Genomic DNA, 15,053 nt, shown 5'->3' with positions numbered 1-15,053 from the left:
TACCCGTCCTCTGCCGGGTTCCCCGGGAAGGGGTCTAGCCGTCCAGCCGTACGACCCGTACGGCTCCCGCCGGGACCGTGAGGGGGCCCGCGGTGCGTTCCCCGGCCGTCAGCTCGGTGCCGGGGGCGTCCAGGGGCACCTCGGCGTCCGACGCGGTGTGGTTGATCGCGAACAGGAAGGTGCCCGACCCGCCGGTGCGGCGCACCACTTCGACGTCGCGGGGCAGGCCGGTGCGCGCGGGGATGCGCGCGTCCTGCTCCGCCCGGCCGAGGACCGCGTCCAGGCCCTCGGCGCCGAGGCGGGTGGAGATGTACCAGGCGGTGCCCTCGCCGAGACGGTGGCGGGTGACGGCGGGCCCGCCCGCGGCCGGGCCGTCGGCGTACGTCCACACCGGCTCGGCGCCGCGCGGCTCGACGAACTCCGTCCACACGTCGCCGCTCGGCCCGGAGCCGTCGGGGCCGGTGATCCGCACCCGTTCGCCCGCCAGCAGTGGCGAGAACTCCTCGACGGTGAGGCCCAGCACGTCCCTCAGCGCGCCCGGGTAGGCGCCCTCGTGGACGGCGTCGTGCTCGTCGACGATGCCGGAGAAGTAGGAGACGACCAGGGTGCCGCCCCGCTCCACGTACTCCCGCAGGTTGTTCCCGGCCGCCTCGGTCATCAGGTACAGGGCGGGGACGACCACGAGGGGATAGGCCGACAGGTCGGCTTCCGGGTGGGCGAAGTCGACGGTGAGGTGGCGGTCGTAGAGGGCCTCGTAGAAGGTGTCGGCGCGTTCGCGGGGGTCGTGGTCCTCGCTGGGGCGCCACTGGAGGGTCTGCGCCCACCAGGAGTGCCAGTCCCAGAGCATCGCGACGTCGGCCTCGGTGCGGGTGCCGCGGACGGGGTTCAGCGAGTCGATCGAGGCGCCGAGTTCGACCACCTCGCGCCAGACGCGCGTCCGGGTGCCACCGTGCGGCAGCATCGCCGAGTGGAACTTCTCGGCGCCGCGCCGGGACTGGCGCCACTGGAAGAACATGGCGCCCTCGGAGCCGCGGGCCACGTGGGCGAGGGAGTTGCGGGCCATCTGGCCGGGCGCCTTGGCGGGGTTGCGGGGCTGCCAGTTGACACCCGACGTGGAGTGTTCGAGCAGCAGCCAGGGGGCGCCGCCCGCGACGGAGCGGGTGAGGTCGGCGGCCATGGCGAGGTTGACGTGGGTGCGGCGGCCGTCGGTGATCAGGTAGTGGTCGTTGGTGACGAGGTCGACCTCGCGGCCCCAGGCCCAGTAGTCGACGGAGTCGCACTGGCTGAGGGCGGTCATGAAGTTGGTGGTGACCGGGACGCCGGGTGAGAGGCGGTGCAGGATGTCCCGCTCCGCCGTGAAGTTCTCGCGCATGGTGGCGTCGGCGAAGCGCTTGTAGTCCAGTGCCTGGGCCGGGTTGCCGACCGTCGGGGTGAGGCGCGGCGGGTTGATCTGTTCGAGGTCCGCGTAGCGCTGGCCCCAGAAGGCGGTGCCCCAGGCCTCGTTGACGGCGTCGACCGTGCCGTACGTCGTCGCGAGCCAGCGGCGGAAGTGCGCGGCGCAGGAGTCGCAGTAGCAGGCGGAGACGGGGACGCCGTACTCGTTGTGGACGTGCCAGAGCGCCAGCGCCGGGTGGCCGCCGTAGCGCTCGGCGAGCTCGGTGGTGATGTTCGCGGCGGCGGCCCGGTAGTCGGCGTTGCTGTGGCAGATGGCGCCCCGGGAGCCGAACTCGTGGCGCACGCCCTCGGCGGTGACCGGGAGGGCCTCGGGATGGGCGCGGTAGAACCAGGCGGGCGGCGCGACGGTGGGCGTGCCGAGGTCGACGCGGATGCCGTTCTCGTGCAGCAGGTCGAGGAGCCGGTCGAGCCAGCCGAAGTCGTAGGTGCCGGGGGCGGGCTCCAGCAGGGCCCAGGAGAAGATGCCGGCGCTCACCATGGTGACGCCTGCCTCGCGCATCAGCCGGACGTCCTCCTGCCAGACGCTCTCCGGCCACTGCTCGGGGTTGTAGTCCCCGCCGAAGGCGAGCCCGGTGAGGCCCCTGGGGGTGGTCTCCGGCATGGATGGTCTCCCGATGTGATCGATCAGTTGGGAACGTGCACACACATGATCAGCGGTGCGATCCCAACATAACCGCACAGCAACAACCATTGACAAGTGTCCAGGATGTTTCTCTACTGTGAACGCTCACAGAAGCATGGCAGGTCCTCGCAGCAGGCGAGGACCCCAGGTCAGGGGAGAGATCCATGCCGTACACGAAGCGCCGCCGCCTGGTGACGTCCGCCGTCGCCGTCGCGCTCGGTGCCACCGCCCTCGCCGCCTGCGGCTCGTCCGACGACGGCGGCGAGGCACAGTCGGGTCCGGTCTCGCTGACGTACTGGACGTGGACGCCCGGCATGGACAAGGTCGTCGACCTGTGGAACAAGGGGCCGGGCAAGTCGGAGCAGATCACCGTCACGGTGAAGAAGCAGGCGTCCGGCGACACTCTGGTCACCAAGATCCTCACCGCGCACAAGGCCGGCCAGGCACCCGACCTCGTCCAGGCCGAGTACCAGGCACTCCCGACACTGGTCAGCAACGACGCCCTCGCCGACATAGCGGGCGAGGTCGGCGACGTGAAGGGCAAGTTCGCCGAGGGCGTGTGGCAGCAGACCACGCTGGGCACGGACGCCGTCTACGCCGTCCCGCAGGACATCGGGCCGATGATGTTCTACTACCGCGAGGACCTGTTCAAGGAGTACGGCCTGAAGGTCCCGGCGACGTGGGAGGAGTTCGCCGAGACCGCGCGCAAGCTGAAGAAGGCGGCTCCCGACAAGGCCCTCACCACCTTCTCCGCCAACGACTCCGGCCTCTTCGCGGGCCTCGCCCAGCAGGCCGGCGCCCAGTGGTGGACGACCGAGGGCGAGAAGTGGAAGGTCGGCATCGACGACCCGGCGACGAAGAAGGTCGCCGACTTCTGGGGCGGTCTCGTCGAGGAGGGCGCGATCGACAACCAGCCGATGTACACCCCGGCCTGGAACAAGGCGCTCAACACCGGCAAGCAGATCGCCTGGGTCAGCGCCGTGTGGGCGCCCGGCACCCTGACCACCGCCGCACCGGACACCCAGGGCAAGTGGGCCATGGCCCCGCTGCCCCAGTGGTCCGCCGCCGAGAACCGCACCGGCAGCTGGGGCGGCTCCTCCACCGGCGTCACCACCGACTCGAAGCACAAGGACGCCGCCGCGAAGTTCGCCGCCTGGCTGAACACCGACGGCGACGCGCTCAACGCGCTCGCCAAGGAGGGCGGCATCTACCCGGCCTCCACCTCGGCCCAGCTCAGCGGCGCCTTCACCAGCCCGCCGGCGTACTTCTCCAACCAGCCGGACTTCTACAGCCGGGCCGCCGAGATCGCGAAGACCACGGCGCCCGCGGCCTGGGGCCCGAACGTCAACGTCGCCTACACGGCCTTCAAGGACGCGTTCGGCGCCGCCGCCAAGAAGAAGTCCGGCTTCGCCGCCGCCCTCGGCACCATGCAGGAGGAGACGGTCTCCGACCTCGAGAAGCAGGGCTTCGAGGTCGCTCAGTGAGCAGCACGACGGCACGCCGGAGGTCGTACGGGGTGAAGGGAGCCCCGTACGCGTTCCTGGTCCCGGCTTCCGTACTCTTCCTGCTCTTCTTCGCGCTGCCCATCGGGTACGCGGTCTGGCTCAGCTTCCGCAAGGTGGAGGTGTCCGGGCTGGGGCTCGGCGCCGGGGCGCGGAAGGAGGTCTGGGCCGGTTTCCAGAACTACGCCGACGCGCTCGGCGACAGCGAGCTGCTGGACGGGGCGCTGCGCGTCCTCGGTTACGGCTGCATCGTCGTGCCCGTGATGCTGGGCCTCGCCCTGCTGTTCGCGCTGATGCTGGACTCCGACAAGGTGCGCTTCACCCCGGTCACCCGGCTCGCGATCTTCCTCCCGTACGCCATCCCCGGTGTGGTGGCGGCGCTGCTGTGGGGCTTCCTGTACCTGCCGGACGTGAGCCCCTTCTCCTACGCGCTCGACCGGCTCGGTCTCCCGCAGCCGGACCTGCTGGACGGCGGCCCGCTCTACCTCGCCCTGTCCAACATCGCGGTCTGGGGCGGCACCGGCTTCAACATGATCGTCATCTACACCTCCCTGCGGGCCATTCCGGCCGAGGTGTACGAGGCGGCGAAGCTGGACGGTGCCTCCCCGCTGCAGATCGCGCTGCGGATCAAGATTCCGATGGTGACGCCCTCGCTGGTGCTGACGTTCTTCTTCTCGATCATCGCCACGCTCCAGGTGTTCAACGAGCCGACCACCCTCAAGCCGCTGACCAACTCCGTTTCCACGACCTGGAGTCCGCTGATGAAGGTGTACCAGGACGCCTTCGGCAAGGGCGACGTCTACGCCGCCGCCGCGCAGGCCGCGATCATCGCCCTCGCCACTCTGGTGCTGTCCTTCGGGTTCCTGCGGGCGGCGAACCGGCGCAACAAGCAGGAGGCGGCGCGATGAGTTCTCTTGCCGTGCGCAAGGCACAGCCGGCGGCGGGCACCACGCCCGGAACCGCACAGGGCCCCCCGCGCCGCCGTCGTATCGCGCTGGTCCCCACGCTCACGCTGCTGCTCGGCGCGGTCTACTGCCTGCTGCCGGTGGCCTGGGTGGTCATCGCGGCCACCAAGTCGGGCAGCGAACTGTTCTCGACCTTCACCTTCCTGCCGGGTACGGGCTTCGCCGACAATGTGAGCGACCTGAGCGCCTACCGCGACGGCGTCTACTGGCGGTGGATGGCCAACTCGGCCCTCTACGCCGTTCTCGGCGCCCTGCTGTCGACGGTCGTGTCGGCGTTCAGCGGCTACGCGCTGGCCGTCTACCGCTTCCGGGGCCGCGAGACGCTGTTCAACGTGCTGCTCGCCGGCGTGCTGATGCCGCCCGTGATCCTCGCCGTTCCGCAGTACCTGCTGCTGGCGCAGGCGGACCTCACGGACTCCTACCTGTCGGTGCTGCTCCCCCAGATCCTCTCCCCCTACGGCGTCTATCTGGCGCGCATCTACGCGTCGGCGGCCGTGCCCGCCGACGTGGTGGAGGCCGGGCGGATGGACGGGGCGAGCGAGTGGCGGATCTTCACCCGGGTCGCGCTGCCGATGATGGTGCCGGGGCTGGTGACGGTGTTCCTGTTCCAGTTCGTGGCCGTGTGGAACAACTTCCTGCTGCCGTTCATCATGCTGAGCGACGACGAGAGGTTCCCGATCACGCTCGGTCTGTACACGCTGCTCGAACAGGGGGCCAACACTCCGGCGCTCTACACGCTGGTGATCACGGGTGCGTTCCTCGCGGTGATCCCGCTGGTCGCGCTGTTCCTGGTCGTCCAGCGGTTCTGGAGCCTCGACCTGCTCTCCGGGGCCGTAAAGTCATGACCATGAGCAACACGGGGGGCCGGCGCCGACCGCCCACGATCCACGACGTGGCGCGCGAGGCGGGAGTCTCACGGGGCACGGTGTCACGGGTGCTCAACGGCGGGCACTATGTCAGCCCTGCCGCGCAGGAGGCCGTCAACGCCGCGATCCACAAGACCGGTTACGTCGTCAACCGGCACGCGCGGTCGCTGATCACCGGGCGTTCCGACTCGGTGGGCTTCCTGCTCACCGAGCCGCAGGAGCGGTTCTTCGAGGACCCCAACTTCAATGTCCTGCTGCGCGGCTGCACGCAGGCGCTGGCCGCGCACGACGTGCCGCTGCTGCTGATGCTGGCCGGGACGAAGGACGAACGGCGGCGCATCACGCGGTACATCACGGCGGGGCACGTCGACGGGGTGCTGCTGGTCTCCAGTCACTCCGGGGACCCGGTCGCCGAGGAGCTGCGCGCCGCGGGCGTGCCGCTGGTCGCGTGCGGCAAGCCGATCGGGCTGGGCTCGAAGGTGAGTTACGTGGCCGCCGACGACCGGGACGGCGCCCGGGACATGGTGCGCCATCTGCTGTCGCTGGGACGGCGGCGCATCGGTGTGGTCACCGGCCCGCTGGACACCCCGGGCGGCGTGGAGCGCCTCGCCGGTTACAAGGAGGTGCTCACCGAGGCGGGCGTCGGGGTCGACGAACGGCTCGTCGTGTCCGGCGACTACAGCCGGGCCAGCGGCGAGGCGGCCGCGGAACGGCTGCTGGCACAGGCCCCGGACGTGGACGCCGTGTTCGTGGCCTCCGACCTGATGGCGCAGGGAGTGCTGGCCACGTTGCGGCGGGCCGGGCGGGGGGTGCCGGAGGACGTGGCGGTGGGCGGGTTCGACGACTCCCCGGCCGCGGTCGCCGCCAGCCCCGAACTGACCACCATCCGCCAGCCCTGGGACCGGATCAGCGCCGAGATGGTCCGGGTGCTGCTGGCCCAGATCGGCGGCGACGACCCGGCGGCCGTGATCCTGCCGACGGAACTGGTGAGGCGTAAGTCGACCTAGGCGTCCTGCCCCGGGCGGGACGGCCCGCTCCTTGCACCCGCAGTAGTTGCACGGTCAACGAACGTTCCGTCCGGTGCTACCGTGCAGGTATGGCAGCCAAGACGGCCGGGGCGCGGCTCGAGGAACGCTGGCGGGAGATCCTCTCGATACACGCGCGCACGATGTGCGAGATCGACCGCGTGCTGCACCCGCACGGCCTGGGCGCGAGCGACTTCGAGGTGCTCGACATACTGGTGGCCGAGGCGCCGGAGGAGGGCTCCCAGTGCCGGGTGCAGAACCTGGTCGGCCGGGTCCACCTCAGTCAGAGCGCGTTGTCCCGCCTCATCGCGCGGCTGGAGAAGGACGGGCTGGTGGAGCGCTCCATGTGCGCGGAGGACCGGCGCGGTGTGTGGGTCGCCCTGACCCGCAAGGGGCGCGACCTGCACGCCGAGGTGCTGCCGCTGCAGCGGTCCGTGCTGGCCCGCATGCTCGGCGACCACTAGCCGTTCGTCGTCGGAGGCGGGCCGGCCCGGCATCCGGTGCTGTCCGGGGACGGGCCGGCTCCCGCATCCCTAGGGGCGCGCCAGCAGGGTGCGCACACCGTCCGACGTGAGCGTCAGGCGGTGCTCCGAGCCGGCGTCGATGGACAGCGACAGGTCGTCGGCCGGCCACTGCGCGGCGAGTGCGCCCAGCGGCACCATGCGGTAGCGCGAGACGTACGGCAGCAGGTCGGCCATCTCCAGTTCCGAGGTGAACACGGGCACCACCTGGCGGCCGCCCTGCTGCTCCAGCACCGGCAGGGCCAGCATCCCGGGGTCGGCGGCGTCCTGCTCGTTGGCGTCGTCCGGTACCGGGACGAGCACGTCACTGCTCGCGAGGGTGTCGAGCGCCGCCGTGTCCTCGGTGTTCTCGGCGAGCGCGTCCAGTGCCCGCTGGGCGGGCGTGGTCGGGTGGTCGTTCGCGGGTGTCTCCATGGCAGATTCCCTGGTAGCGGCGGTGGGGGTGGGGCCCGCGCGGATGATCGGCACGAGCGCGGTCCAGCCTCGCGTACCCGAACGCCCACGGCGCAATCCTGTTCCGGGGGTCCACGCCCACACCACCGCAACCTTTTGGGCAATCGGGCCGTCTCACCCCATAAACGAACATGTTCACCTCTGGGGGACATCATGCGACGAACCAGTGCGGCACTGATCGCGGCCCTGCTCACGAGCAGCGCCTTGGGGACGACCGCGGTCGCGGCGGACGCCGCCCCGGCCGCCACCGCGCGGATCACGGCCTGCCCCACCGGCTGGGGCAGCCTCGCCGAGTCCCGGGCCACGGCGACGACCGTGCCGGTGCGGGACGTCAGGACCGGCCGGCACGCGTGCTTCGACCGGATGACCGTCGAGGTGCCGGGTGCGCGCGCCGGTGATCTCGGCTACCGGGTCCGGTACGTCGACCGGCTCCATCAGGACGGCTCGGGCCGCCCGATCGCGGTCGGCGGCGGGGCCGTCCTGGAGATCCGGGTCGCCGCACCCGGCTACCGGCCCGAGACCGGCGCTCCCACCTATCCCGGGCGGGCCGGGAGGCCGCTGCCCGGTGTGGACCTCACGGGCTACCGCACCTTCCGGGACACCCGCTTCGCGGGCAGCTTCGAGAGCGAAACGCAGATCGGGCTCGGCGTGCGGGCGCGGCTGCCGTTCCGGGTGCTTGTGCTGGACGGCCGTGTCGTGGTGGACGTCGCCCACTCCTGGGGCGCCGGGCGCTGACGGTGGAGGCCGCGGGCCGCCCCTCAGCCGGGCCGGCCCGCGGCCTCCACGAGCGCGGCCAGTTTCGCCAGGGCCATGCGGGTGCCCGTCTCGTTGTCCGCGGCCGGCACGGCGTCGGGCAGCCCTTCGTGAACCACGGTGACGTCCGTGCCGCCGGACACGTCGGTGAGCGTGGTGGTCATCGTCATGGTGCCCGCGAAGGCGGGGTCCGCCGACTCGAACTCCAGCACCTCCACGACCCGTTCGCCGGGCACGAGCCGCGCGAAGCGCCCGTGGTAGGTGTCGGTGCGCGCGCCGGACTTCCCGGTGCCCGTCGCCGCGTCGTACGTGAGCGTCACACGGAAGGTTCCGCCCTCCCGGGCGTCGAAGGCGTGGACCCGGGCCGTCATGTCGTCCGGCGTCCGCCAGGCCGCGACGGCGTCCGCGTCCAGCAGCGCGCGGTACACGGCCGCGCGCGGGGCGTTCACATGCCGGGAAACCCGTGTCGAGTGCATGGCACCACTGTTCGCCGCCGCCGGGATCCGGGCAAGCCCGCACACCGGCCGCCGGTGCCGGGGGAAGGTTGCGGCACAGAGGTGCCGCACCACCACAGCCCGGCGTACACCCCGTCCTCCAGCCCGGCCGACGGCGGACCGGATCGGGCGGGACCGGGCACTCATCTGATCGACGAGGGGCCCACTTGATCGATCATAGGGGCGGTGGGGTTAGCATATGAGCGCCGCCTAGCTCGAAAGATAGAGACGTGACTGTCAACGACGACTCGTTCACCAATTGGAAGAACCGCGAGGAGATCGCGGAATCGATGATCCCGATGATCGGGAAGCTGCACCGCGAGCGGGACGTCACCGTCCTGCTGCACAGCCGCTCCCTGGTGAACAAGTCGGTGGTCAGCATCCTCAAGACGCACCGCTTCGCCCGGCAGATCGCCGGTGCGGAGCTGTCGGTCACCGAGACGCTCCCCTTCGTCCAGGCCCTCACCACGCTCGACCTCGGTCCCTCGCAGATCGACATCGGCATGCTGGCCGCGACCTACAAGGGCGACGACCGCGGCCTGTCGGTGGCGGAGTTCACCGCCGAGGCCGTCGCCGGCGCCACCGGCGCGAACAAGATCGACCGCCGTGAGCCGCGCGACGTCGTCCTCTACGGCTTCGGCCGCATCGGCCGCCTCGTCGCCCGCCTGCTCATCGAGAAGGCCGGCTCGGGCAACGGCCTGCGACTGCGTGCCATCGTCGTCCGGGGCGGTGGCGACCAGGATCTCGTCAAGCGGGCCTCGCTGCTGCGCCGCGACTCGGTGCACGGCCAGTTCCAGGGCACGATCACCGTCGACGAGGACAACAGCACGATCGTCGCCAACGGCAACGCGATCAAGGTGATCCACGCCGACGACCCCACGCAGGTCGACTACACGGCGTACGGCATCAAGAACGCCATCCTCATCGACAACACCGGCAAGTGGCGCGACCGCGAGGGCCTGTCCAAGCACCTGCGCCCCGGCATCGACAAGGTCGTCCTGACCGCCCCGGGCAAGGGCGACGTCCCGAACATCGTGCACGGCGTCAACCACGACACGATCAAGCCGGACGAGCAGATCCTGTCCTGCGCGTCCTGCACCACCAACGCGATCGTGCCGCCGCTGAAGGCGATGGCCGACGAGTACGGTGTGCTGCGCGGCCACGTGGAGACCGTCCACTCGTTCACGAACGACCAGAACCTGCTGGACAACTACCACAAGTCGGACCGCCGCGGCCGGTCGGCGCCGCTGAACATGGTCATCACGGAGACCGGTGCCGCCTCCGCCGTCGCCAAGGCGCTGCCCGACCTCAAGGCGAAGATCACCGGCAGCTCGATCCGCGTCCCGGTGCCGGACGTCTCGATCGCGATCCTCAACCTCCAACTGGCCCGTGAGACGACCCGCGAGGACGTCCTCGACCACCTGCGCGAGGTGTCGCTGACCTCGCCGCTCAAGCGCCAGATCGACTTCATCAGCGCCCCCGACGCGGTCTCCAGCGACTTCATCGGCTCGCGTCACGCCTCGATCGTCGACGCCGGCGCGCTCAAGGTCGAGGGCGACAACGCCATCCTCTACCTCTGGTACGACAACGAGTTCGGCTACTCCTGCCAGGTCGTCCGCGTCGTCCAGCACGTCTCCGGGGTGGAGTACCCGACGTACCCGTCCCCGACGGTCTGATCCGGAGCACGGCGCATATGCGCGAGGGGCGGCGGGAGTTCTCCTCCCGCCGCCCCTCGCGCGTGCGGGGCGACGACACTGTGCGCACCCGCCGTCGGCGGCACGGGACCGCACCGGTGAGTGGCATGTGGCCGGCGGGAACGACAATGGGGGCCATGGAAGGACCGGTTCGCCGCTCGGCATGGGTCCAGGTGCTGGCCTGGACCGTGGCCGTGCTGAGCCTGACCGTCCTGGCCGCGGCCGCCGTCGTGCGGAGCACCGTGCTCGACCCCTCGTTCTACAGCCGGGTGCTCGAGGACGAACACGCCTATCAGCGGTTCTACGACGAGGTGCTGGTCGATCCGCACAGCACGCCCCTGACCCAGGAGCTGCTGGACCGGCTGCCCGTTCCGCAGTCCACCATCACCTCGAACCTCAAGGTCGTGATTCCGCCGGAGACGCTGCGGACCATGAGCGACCGGCAGATCGCCGAGGTGATCCACTACCTGGAGGGCGACCGCGACGGGCTGCGCGTCACCGTGGACCTGGAACCCGTCGTCGCGAACGTCGAGAGGCTCAGCCAGGCGTACTTCGGTGATGCCGTCGCCGCCCTGCAACAGCGCCCCGAGCCCGATTTCCAGGCCTTCGTGCAACGCCTGTCCGAGGTGGCCGCGCAGGTGGTGGCAGGCGAGGCACCGCTCGAGGACCTGCCGACGCTGCCGCTCTCCCACGACCAGGCGGTCACGGCCACTCAAGCCCTGCTGCGGCTGGTGCCGCGGGACGCGCGCGCCGCCCTCGGGCCCACCCTGGAGACCGCCCTGGACCGGGGCGACGTGGCCGCGGCGCTGGCCTCACTCGCGCCGGTCGCCCTGACGGACCAGGTCCGCGCGACCGCCGCCGAGCTGCTGCGCGAGGCACGCGACGGCACCTGGGTCATCACCGTGCGCGTCGATCCGTCCCGCGCCGAGCTGGCCCCGGTGCACCGGGCACGCGCCGTCACGCGGCTGTTCCAGGAGGTCGTGGAGCCGGTCGCGGCGATCCTGTGCGCGGCCGCGCTCTCGCTGCTGTGGTTCTCCACGCCGTCCCCCGTCAAGCGGCGGCTGATGCCGCTGGGCTGGGTGCCGGCCGCCGCCGCCTCGCTCATGGCGCTCGCGGTGTTCGTCCTCCGGCTCACGCTGGGCGACGCGCTCTTCAGGGCGCCGGCGTCGTGGCCGCCGACGGCCGCCCGTCTTCTCGCCGACGTCCAGGCCACCGCTCTCGACCGGCTGCTGACCACGGCCACCGTCGTCGCCGTGATCCTGCTCGCCGCGGGAGCGTTGCTCATCACCGTCGCCTGGGTGTGGCAGACCAGGCCGACGGTGCCGGTGTTCACCGACCCGCGGCACGGGCCGGCGCTGACCGTCGTCGTGTCGGCGTGCGCGCTGGCCGGGACGGTGTTCGCCCCGGTCGCGCTGACGGGCCCCTCCCCACGGATCTGCCAGGGCAGTGCCGAGCTGTGCGACGCCCGCTACGACGAGATCGCCCAGCTCGCGGCGCACAACGCGATGGCCACGACGGCGGACCGCTTCATCGGCCCGCTGCAGGATCCCGACATCGTCGGCCAGTTGGACGCCGGGGTGCGCGCGCTGCTCCTCGACACGCACCGCTGGGAGCGGCCCGAGGAGGTCGCGGCCCGGCTGAGCACCTCCGAGTTCTCCCCGGAACTGCGCCGGCAGCTCACCAGAATCCTGGGCCGGGTCAATCCGCCGCACCCGGGCCTGTGGCTGTGCCACTCGGTGTGCGGCGCGGGCGCGCTGGAACTGACGCCCACGCTGCGGCAGATCGGCGACTGGCTGCGCGCGCACCCCTCGGAGATCGTCACCCTGATCGTGCAGGACGGAGTCGACGCCGAGGCCACCCAGCGCGCCTTCGAGCAGGCCGGACTCTCCGGCCTGCTGTACGTGCCTGCCCCCGATCCGGACCGCCCGTGGCCGAAGCTCAAGGACATGATCGACAGTGGCCGGCGCCTGGTGGTCTTCGCGGAGAAGGCGGACGGTCCCGCTCCGTGGTACCGGAACTTCTACGGGTACGGCATGGAGACGCCGTTCGCCTTCCGCAGCCCCGACGCGATGACCTGTCTGCCGAACCGGGGCGGCACGGACAAGCGGCTGTTCCTGCTCAACCACTTCGTCACGGCCGGCGGCGGCCGACGGCTGGACGCCGGTACGGTCAACTCCCGTCAGCGGGTGCTGGAGCGGGCCCACGACTGCGAGCGGCGGCGGGACAGACCGGTCAACTTCGTCGCCGTGGACTACGCCACGATCGGGGACGCCCGGGGCGCGGTCGACGACCTCAACACCGAGCGGCTCCAGGACGATCCACGGTTCCCCGCGAAGCGGTCGCCGGAGAAACTCCCCGGTGCGGTGCGGGCCGGTACCGCGGGCCGGCGGTCCGGTGGACGGGCCCGGCGCTGAGCCGGCCCCCGAAGCGGATCGCCGAAGCGGCCCTGCCGCCGGCTGGCAGGACCGCATCCGCAGGGGCGAGCGTCGTACGTCGGCCGCCCGTCTGCTCAGGCGGTGCCGCGTACCGCGTCCAGGATGATCCGCGCGACGTCCTTCGGCCGGGAGACGGCGACGGCGTGCGAGGCGCCGTCGATCTCGACGACGGTCGCCGCGGCGCGCTCGGCGCCGAAGCGCTCCACGTCCGGGTCGATGGTCCGGTCCGCGCCGGCCACCAGGGCCCACGACGGCTTGGTCTTCCAGGCCGCCGCCGCGGCCTTCTCACCGAACGCGCCGAGCGCGAGCGGGCGTTGTGCGGCGGCCAGGACCTTCGTGACTTCGGTGGGCACATCGGCGGCGAAGACCGAGGGGAACGCCTCCTCCTGGATGGTGACCTCGGTGGCCGTCCCCCCCTCGGCGGTGGGGTAGGTCCACTGCTTGAGGCTGCTCACCAGCGGCGAGTCGGGGAAGCGGCCCTGCAGTTCGCCGAGGCTCTCGCCCTCCTCCAGGACGTAGGCGGCGACGTACACCAGGCCGACGACGTTGTCGGTGGTGCCGGCGACGGTGATCAGGGCTCCGCCGTAGGAGTGGCCGACCAGGACGACGGGGCCGTCGATCTGCGCGGCGACGGAGGCGACGTAGGCGGAGTCGGAGGCGAGACCGCGCAGCGGGTTGGGCGGCGCCACGACGGCGACGCCTTCGCGCTGGAGTTCCTCGATGACGCCGGACCAGCTGGCCGCGTCGGCGAACGCGCCGTGGACGAGGACGACGGTGGGTGCGGAAGCGGACATGAGCGGGGCTCCTCGGTGATCAGGCGGCGTGGAGGGCGGTGCGCAGGGTGGCGACGGCCTGGTTGATGGCCGCGTCGGCGGCGTGGGTCTCGCGCAGCGCGTTGAGCATCACGAAGTCGTGGATGACGCCCTGGTAGCGGACGGCGGTGACGGGCACGCCGGCCTCGCGCAGCTTGTTGGCGTACGCCTCGCCCTCGTCGCGCAGCACGTCGGCCTCGCCGGTGATGACGAGGGCCGGCGGCAGTCCGGTGAGCTGCTCGGTGGTGGCACGCAGGGGCGAGGCGGTGACCTGGGCGCGCTCGGCCTCGTCGGTGGTGTACTGGTCCCAGAACCACTGCATGCCGTCGCGGCGCAGGAAGTAGCCCTCGGCGAACTGGTGGTAGGAGGCGGTGTCGAAGCTCGCGTCGGTGACGGGGTAGAACAGCACCTGCTGCACCAGGGCGACGTCTCCGCGTTCCTTGGCCATGAGCGTCAGCGCCGCGGTCATGTTGCCGCCCACGGAGTCGCCGGCCACGGCCAGCCGCGCACCGTCCAGCGCCTTGGTCGCGCCCTGGGTCACGACCCACCGGGCGACGGCGTAGTTCTGCTCGATGGCGACGGGGTAGCGGGCCTCGGGCGAGAGGTCGTACTCGGGGAAGACCACGGCCGCACCGGCGCCGACGGCCAGTTCGCGCACCAGGCGGTCGTGGGTGTGGGCGTTGCCGAACACCCAGCCGGCGCCGTGGATGTAGAGGATCACCGGCAGGGTACCCGTGGCCCCGACGGGCTTGACGATGCGGGCGCGGACGCTGCCCGTGGGACCACCGGAGACGGTGATCCACTCCTCCTCGACGTCCGGCTTGGCGATCTCACCGGACTGCACCTCGTCGACGGCCTTGCGACCCTCCGCCGGGGGCAGGTCGAACAGATAGGGCGGGTTCGCCGTCGCCTCGGCGAACGCCGCCGCCGCGGGCTCCAGCACCGGCTGGACCGGCTCGAAGACGTCTGACACAACAACCTCCTGGGAAAACACGGGACGCGCCGGACCGGCCCGGCGGAAACCGGACCCGACGAGCGCGTGTGGCGCTGCTCGACGAGCCCGTCGTTCGGCACGTTAGGTCCGCACAGTGCGGGCGGATCGACCAGGAGTGCACGACCGGTGCTCCGCCGGCGAACGCGTCACGACGCGCGAGGGTGAGAGCGACGGTGTGTGGCGCCGCTGCCCGACAGGCAATGTCAAAGGTGCAGGGCCGGTCCCCCTGCACCCTGAAATTTCTGTCTCGCGAGGCGCTCCGGGGCTCGACCGCATTCAGCGCGCGCGTGGCTCACTTCATCGCCGCTTCCGCGTCTCCCCTGCCCTCCCGTGCAGGGGGCCGTGACACGGACGGCGTCCCTCCGTCCCGCACCTCCTCCGGCTCTCGCGTCGCCTCCGCGCAGCCGGCGGCCAGGGCGGCGAAGGCGAGGGCGAGAGCGGGCCGTGCGCGCATGTCGCTCC

At 71.5% G+C, this 15,053-nt stretch carries 14 protein-coding genes; 8 read left to right on the top strand and 6 right to left on the bottom strand.

The window, feature by feature from the left end:
* Positions 1-34: 34 nt before the first annotated feature.
* A complete protein-coding gene (locus tag ACIRG6_RS33515; protein WP_403325436.1) occupies positions 35-2,056 on the bottom strand; it encodes a beta-galactosidase in 2,022 nt (673 codons plus the stop codon).
* A 185-nt stretch (positions 2,057-2,241) separates the two neighbouring features.
* On the opposite strand from ACIRG6_RS33515, the gene ACIRG6_RS33510 reads away from it, so the two are divergent.
* From ACIRG6_RS33510 to ACIRG6_RS33490, 5 genes are all read left to right on the top strand, one after another.
* A complete protein-coding gene (locus ACIRG6_RS33510; RefSeq protein WP_364683751.1) occupies positions 2,242-3,561 on the top strand; it encodes an ABC transporter substrate-binding protein in 1,320 nt (439 codons plus the stop codon).
* Complete coding sequence (locus ACIRG6_RS33505) at positions 3,558-4,487, top strand: carbohydrate ABC transporter permease (protein WP_403325433.1); 930 nt, start codon at positions 3,558-3,560, stop codon at positions 4,485-4,487. The genes ACIRG6_RS33510 and ACIRG6_RS33505 overlap by 4 nt, the downstream gene beginning before the upstream one ends.
* Positions 4,484-5,389: a carbohydrate ABC transporter permease gene (locus tag ACIRG6_RS33500; protein ID WP_403325430.1), complete on the top strand. Its 906-nt coding sequence runs from the start codon at positions 4,484-4,486 to the stop codon at positions 5,387-5,389. The genes ACIRG6_RS33505 and ACIRG6_RS33500 overlap by 4 nt, the downstream gene beginning before the upstream one ends.
* Complete coding sequence (locus ACIRG6_RS33495; RefSeq protein WP_403325427.1) at positions 5,386-6,417, top strand: LacI family DNA-binding transcriptional regulator; 1,032 nt, start codon at positions 5,386-5,388, stop codon at positions 6,415-6,417. The genes ACIRG6_RS33500 and ACIRG6_RS33495 overlap by 4 nt, the downstream gene beginning before the upstream one ends.
* Positions 6,418-6,506: 89 nt before the next feature.
* Positions 6,507-6,899 carry a MarR family winged helix-turn-helix transcriptional regulator gene (locus tag ACIRG6_RS33490; protein ID WP_318217312.1) on the top strand — a complete coding sequence of 131 codons (393 nt, stop codon included), beginning with the start codon at positions 6,507-6,509 and terminating at the stop codon, positions 6,897-6,899.
* A 69-nt stretch (positions 6,900-6,968) separates the two neighbouring features.
* Here ACIRG6_RS33490 and ACIRG6_RS33485 read toward each other — a convergent pair whose 3' ends face one another.
* On the bottom strand, positions 6,969-7,370 hold the full coding sequence (locus ACIRG6_RS33485) for an SseB family protein (RefSeq protein ID WP_225630392.1): 402 nt from the start codon (positions 7,368-7,370) through the stop codon (positions 6,969-6,971).
* A gap of 192 nt (positions 7,371-7,562) precedes the next feature.
* Here ACIRG6_RS33485 and ACIRG6_RS33480 point away from each other — a divergent pair, with 192 nt between their 5' ends.
* The gene (locus ACIRG6_RS33480) at positions 7,563-8,144 is read left to right on the top strand and encodes an AMIN-like domain-containing (lipo)protein (protein ID WP_403325423.1); all 582 of its coding nucleotides are present in this window, start codon (positions 7,563-7,565) and stop codon (positions 8,142-8,144) included.
* 23 nt (positions 8,145-8,167) lie between these two features.
* On the opposite strand, the gene ACIRG6_RS33475 is transcribed toward ACIRG6_RS33480, so the two are convergent.
* Positions 8,168-8,638, bottom strand: a complete 471-nt coding sequence (locus ACIRG6_RS33475) for an SRPBCC domain-containing protein (RefSeq protein WP_403325420.1) — start codon at positions 8,636-8,638, stop codon at positions 8,168-8,170.
* A 248-nt stretch (positions 8,639-8,886) separates the two neighbouring features.
* Between ACIRG6_RS33475 and ACIRG6_RS33470 the strand changes: the two genes are divergently transcribed.
* Together ACIRG6_RS33470 and ACIRG6_RS33465 are read left to right on the top strand one after the other, a co-directional pair.
* Complete coding sequence (locus tag ACIRG6_RS33470; RefSeq protein WP_350723175.1) at positions 8,887-10,332, top strand: glyceraldehyde-3-phosphate dehydrogenase; 1,446 nt, start codon at positions 8,887-8,889, stop codon at positions 10,330-10,332.
* A 155-nt stretch (positions 10,333-10,487) separates the two neighbouring features.
* On the top strand, positions 10,488-12,764 hold the full coding sequence (locus ACIRG6_RS33465) for a PI-PLC domain-containing protein (protein ID WP_403325417.1): 2,277 nt from the start codon (positions 10,488-10,490) through the stop codon (positions 12,762-12,764).
* A gap of 95 nt (positions 12,765-12,859) precedes the next feature.
* On the opposite strand, the gene ACIRG6_RS33460 is transcribed toward ACIRG6_RS33465, so the two are convergent.
* The 3 genes from ACIRG6_RS33460 to ACIRG6_RS33450 all read right to left on the bottom strand — a co-directional run bounded on the left by ACIRG6_RS33460 (position 12,860) and on the right by ACIRG6_RS33450 (position 15,045).
* Entirely contained in the window at positions 12,860-13,579 is a 720-nt protein-coding gene (locus ACIRG6_RS33460) for an alpha/beta fold hydrolase (RefSeq protein WP_403325414.1), read from the bottom strand.
* A 19-nt stretch (positions 13,580-13,598) separates the two neighbouring features.
* Positions 13,599-14,570, bottom strand: coding sequence for an alpha/beta hydrolase (locus ACIRG6_RS33455; protein WP_403325411.1), 972 nt, complete (start codon positions 14,568-14,570; stop codon positions 13,599-13,601).
* 313 nt (positions 14,571-14,883) lie between these two features.
* The gene (locus ACIRG6_RS33450; protein WP_403325408.1) at positions 14,884-15,045 is read right to left on the bottom strand and encodes a hypothetical protein; all 162 of its coding nucleotides are present in this window, start codon (positions 15,043-15,045) and stop codon (positions 14,884-14,886) included.
* Positions 15,046-15,053: the final 8 nt, after the last annotated feature.

The sequence above is a fragment of the Streptomyces flaveolus genome, assembly GCF_044765825.1.
In the GTDB taxonomy this organism is placed as follows: domain Bacteria; phylum Actinomycetota; class Actinomycetes; order Streptomycetales; family Streptomycetaceae; genus Streptomyces; species Streptomyces flaveolus.
Note: the sequence above shows the minus strand (reverse complement) of the source record. Positions and strands in the feature narration are given on the sequence as shown.